Origin of the sequence: Mycobacterium sp. (genome assembly GCF_035314905.1) — a bacterium.
In the GTDB taxonomy this organism is placed as follows: domain Bacteria; phylum Actinomycetota; class Actinomycetes; order Mycobacteriales; family Mycobacteriaceae; genus Mycobacterium.
Genome location: NZ_DATFYW010000102.1, coordinates 1 through 4,160 on the forward strand (window position 1 = coordinate 1; position 4,160 = coordinate 4,160).

The 4,160-nt window shown below is 68.2% G+C and carries 5 protein-coding genes; 3 read left to right on the top strand and 2 right to left on the bottom strand.

Going from position 1 to position 4,160, the window contains the following annotated elements:
• The first annotated feature begins 184 nt into the window (after positions 1–184).
• From VKG81_RS08720 to VKG81_RS08730, 3 genes are read left to right on the top strand one after another with little or no spacing between them, the layout of a single operon-like run.
• Positions 185–1,096, top strand: coding sequence for a hypothetical protein (locus tag VKG81_RS08720; protein ID WP_324395519.1), 912 nt, complete (start codon positions 185–187; stop codon positions 1,094–1,096).
• Positions 1,097–1,154: 58 nt separating this feature from the next.
• Positions 1,155–1,646 (top strand): DUF955 domain-containing protein, encoded by a 492-nt coding sequence (locus tag VKG81_RS08725; protein ID WP_324395521.1) that lies wholly within the window; start codon positions 1,155–1,157, stop codon positions 1,644–1,646.
• Positions 1,643–2,788, top strand: coding sequence for a hypothetical protein (locus VKG81_RS08730; RefSeq protein WP_324395523.1), 1,146 nt, complete (start codon positions 1,643–1,645; stop codon positions 2,786–2,788). The genes VKG81_RS08725 and VKG81_RS08730 overlap by 4 nt, the downstream gene beginning before the upstream one ends.
• 12 nt (positions 2,789–2,800) lie before the next feature.
• Here VKG81_RS08730 and VKG81_RS08735 read toward each other — a convergent pair whose 3' ends face one another.
• Both VKG81_RS08735 and VKG81_RS08740 read right to left on the bottom strand, forming a co-directional pair.
• Positions 2,801–3,199: a transcriptional regulator gene (locus tag VKG81_RS08735; RefSeq protein ID WP_324395525.1), complete on the bottom strand. Its 399-nt coding sequence runs from the start codon at positions 3,197–3,199 to the stop codon at positions 2,801–2,803.
• A gap of 541 nt (positions 3,200–3,740) precedes the next feature.
• Positions 3,741–4,160 (bottom strand): peptidase (locus VKG81_RS08740; RefSeq protein ID WP_324395527.1); only part of this gene is annotated, 420 nt, incomplete at its 5' end.

A 4,160-nucleotide genomic window follows, 5' to 3' on the forward strand; every position in this document is an offset into this window, starting at 1 on the left:
TTGGTGAACAGGCCCATCCCGGCTTGCCTCCCGGTTATTTCGTCGGCGCATCGCGATTGTGGACAACACTAACGCCCGTGGGCAAACCCCTTGCTTTCTGCTGATGGGAGCAATCGGGACATAGCCGATATGCGACAATGGCGCAACACGGGGCGCGCCGGCGGGCAATGGCGTCGCGGGTGTTGTGAAGGAGATTGTGGACCGCTCGGGCCTGCAGTACGCGGCGGCTGCCTGCGTCATCGTCGGCGGCTTGCTGGTCGGTGGTCCCGGCCTTGTCGCCGCTCTGGCCGACACCGGTGGCGTCGGCCAACATGACGGCGGCGGCTCCCATCCCGGCAGTGGCGGCGGCCTCAACCGCGACAAGACGACCGGCGTCACGGAGGGAACCACGAGCCCGCAGCGGGGCGACAACCCGGGCCAGCGCCGTCCCGGCCAGTGGCCCGGGGGAGACAAACCCGGGGGAGACAAACCCGGGGGAAACAAACCCGGGGGAGACAAACCCGGGCAGGGCGACGGCTCCGGCGCCCACGATCCCTGCGACGACGGCGGCAACGGCGGGGACGGGGGAGTCGGCACCCCGCCTCCCGGCAGCGGCAGTGGTCCGTCGCGACACCACGGCCGGCGGCCGCCGCCGGTGATCACGCCGGGCCCACCGCAGCAGCCTCAACCGGGCCCGGTCGAGCCCGACATTATCGGTGCGACGGCAGGACCAGCGGAGGCCCCTGCACCGGAAGCCGGACCGCCGGTGTTGACGCTGCCCTTGGTCGTGCCGCCCGAGCCTGCGGTCGGCGGCGTCGGCCCCGGCCCGCGCGTCGAGCTGCCCCGCGGGACGCCCGGGGCACCCGCCGAGGTGAAGAACGAGCCGCTCGAGCCGATGCCGGGCGAGGTCGGCCACGACGTCGGCCTGTCGTCCGGTTTCCGGACTGGCTACAGTGATTACCTACGAACCGCGGGGGTGACGCAGATGGCCGCCCTCGCCTTGCCGGGAGTCGGCGGCATATTGCTGTTGACGGCGGGCGGGGGTTTCATTGGATATCGACAGGCCAAGGCCGGTCACTTGGTTCGAACTGAGGGCATAGCGCGCTTCCTCCACTAGGCCCTGCGGGTTACGTCGGGTTGCCCGGACCGGTGACCGACAAGTGGAGAGGACTCGTATGCCTGCCAGCCGCAGAGTTGCCGGTGCGGTGTCAGCAGTGCTCGACTTGGCTCCCCGCCGGGGGGAGGTTTCGATCCTCCGATTGGTCGAGGCGGTCAGTGTCGACCGTGGTCGGCGGATCGAGATCGAGATGGCCGACCTGCCGCCCGGTGTGTGCGGTCAGTGGCGGCAGTACGCCGATCACGACGTGTTCCTGATCCAGAAGGGCCTGCCGGCGTGGGACCGGACGCTGGCGCACGAGCTCGGACACCTGGTCCTCGGACATGAGGGGATTCCGGTGGTGCAGGCCGCACGCGACACCACCGAGCTGGCCAGCGATGACCTGATCGGATACATGCTCAACCAGCGCACGGGATGCATGGGGCCCAGCGGGGAGGAGGCGGAGCAGGACGCCGAGGACTTCGCCGCGCTGCTCGGTTACCGGCTTGGCCGGCTGCCGTCTGATCGCTCGTCGATTGTCCAGGTGCGCCTCGGAGAGGCGTTTGGTTGATCGTTTGGGTGATCGCCGCGCTGCTCGGGGTGGCGACGGGGTTACGCATCGGCTGGGCCCTGGTCAACAAGCAGTCCGTGGTCAGCGCCGCGATGATGCTGGCACTCGGAAGCTTGGCCGTGGTCGCCGCACTGAACTGGCAACCGCTCACGCTGCTGATCGACACCGTGCTGCACTGGCCGAACATCTCGATCGCGTTCTCGCAGGTCGCGTTGACGCTGTGCGCAGCAGCCAGCTGCGTGATGATCCTGACCGTCGCGTCGACGCACAAGCCCGCCGTGACGCGGCGGCTGGCTTGGGCGCACTACGGCGTGGCGACGGTGATCGCCGCGATCAGTGTGGGTCTGTTCTTCGCCGACGGCCAACAGCCCGAGATGGCGCCGCAGGTGTATCTGCTGCGGAACCTCAAGTCGCACACCTCGCTGCCGTGGCTTCTGCCGCTGCTGTACGTGCTGTTCGCACTCAGCGTGGTGTCCTGGGTTGGGATGCGGTGCTCCAGCCTGAGCCGCCGTGGACGCGCTCTGTTCGTGTTCACGATCGGGACCGCACTCATCGTTCTGGCCAGCGCCTTCTTCCTGCTGCGGGCTTTCGGCACGACGCGGTTCGTCGGGGTCGGGTCCGCGATCACGTTGCTGGCGTGCGCGATGCTGGTCGTGGCCGGCGGGTCGCTGCTGCCCAGCGTCGAAGACTGGTTCGGCGCCCGACGTGAGCTTCGCACCATCGACCCGCTGCTGCACGAGCTGGAGCGGCGCTGGCCCGACGTCGGCATCGGCGTCCGTCCACGAGGTCCGCTTGTCTTTCGGGTAGCCGAGCGGATGTCGCTGATCTCGGACGCCCTGTTCCTGGAGGCCACGGCCGCGGCGCGGGAGGCCGCGCCCGCCCCGTCGGCCGATGTCGCCACCGAAGAGCCGCCCGCGGCCCCGTGGGAACAGGCCCGCGGGGTCGCACGGTGGATCTACGACGGTAGCCGCGACGCCAGTGGCCGGGCGCCGTTTCCGGGCCTCGCTTGGCTGCGTCAGCCGCAGACCTACTCGGACCGTGAGTGGATCCTGGAGATTGCGTCGCAATACCGCGAGTTGACGCGGCAACGTGGACCGGAGTTGCAACGCGAACCCGCCGAGCTTCGCCGGATGCCCGGCTAACGCGGGGTTCGGCTAATCGTCGAGGTGCTCCCTGCGGCGCAACTCCTCAACCTTCGCGGCGATGTCGTCTTGGGCCTGCGACGACAACCCGACCGCGCGCGCCGCAATGCGCCGCACGCCGTCGTCTCGCATGTTGGCGAGCCAGGTCAGCTCTTTGTCGAGCCTCTCGTAGTAGTCGTCGTCGGTGAAATATGCAGGCTTGATACGGAAAAAGTTGGCAAGGGCGGCCATCGTCGTCGACGACGGGTTTGTTCGGTTGCCCGAGCGCAGCTGCGACAGGTAGGGAGCGGACATCGTGACGCCCTCAGCCTTGAGCGCGGCGATGACCTCCGCCGACGTATGCGGTCCGCGGCCTGGGGGATACACCGTGTCGAACAGGCGGTTCAGGCGGGCTGCGAACGTCTTGCTCATTGATCTGACCTCCAGGGGCTGGCAGACGAATCCGGCGAGCGGATTTGCTGATCATGGTAGCGAGTGTTTTGCGTGCAACCAAGTGCAAATGGCGAATAAATAGCGTAAGTGCAGAAACGCGATAACTCGCGGCCCTCGCCGAGCAGTCGAAAGTGAGCCGCCTCGCTGCCGTTCTTGCCGCTCTACCAGGCAAATTCCGTTGCGGGGCGGGCAGCCGGTTACGGTACTGTTGGTCTCGTAACGGTCCGTGTGGAAACAACCTTTTCCAGGGCAACCGGCAAGCAAACCAACGTTGTCATACGCGCATTTGCTGACTCCATGAACGCGGGGACCTTGGTCGCCGTCGCCCTCCGCTGCGGCAGAGGCCGCGTGCGCCGCTCCGCGCCGCCGGCCAGCGCGCTGACCAGCCGCGATGGCCCGGCCGCCCTCGGCCGGCGGCTGCGGGCACCCGAGCTTCCCGTCGCCTCGTCCCCGGCCGGCGGGAACTCGTCCCCGGCCGGCGGGACCGTGCGATCTTCCCGACAGCGCGTACGCCAGTCACTCACGCGGCGAGCAGCATCGCCAGAATCGCGGTGTCGGGATGGCTGATCGGGTCCACGCCGACCCGACTGACCATCGAGGTGACGGTCCCGTCGGCTTCCGCCTCGACCCATGCCGCCCGGTGCTCCAGCCCCAGATGCGGAAGGCCCGGCAGCAGCACGCAACCCGATGCCGCTCCCGTGCATTCGGGCAGGGACGGCATGGTTTCCGACGGCGGGTGCAGCATCAACAGCGCGGGTGGGGTATGGTCGGCGAAATAGCCGGGGGGAATCGCTGATTCACCGACCACGGTGCCCTCGGCGAGTACCAGGCCGACGGTGCCCGGCTCGGGCTTTTCGGGAAGTTCTTCACGAACGCCGAAAATTGTTGTGGTCGAGAGTAATCCGGGCAGCGATGCAACGCGCACCGCCACCATCAGAAG

Excerpts from the sequence above, each read along its gene's own strand:
- VKG81_RS08725 (WP_324395521.1), top strand. The coding sequence starts at position 1,155 with ATGCCTGCCAGCCGCAGAGTTGCCGGTGCGGTGTCAGCAGTGCTCGAC.
- VKG81_RS08735 (WP_324395525.1), bottom strand. The coding sequence starts at position 3,199 with ATGAGCAAGACGTTCGCAGCCCGCCTGAACCGCCTGTTCGACACGGTG.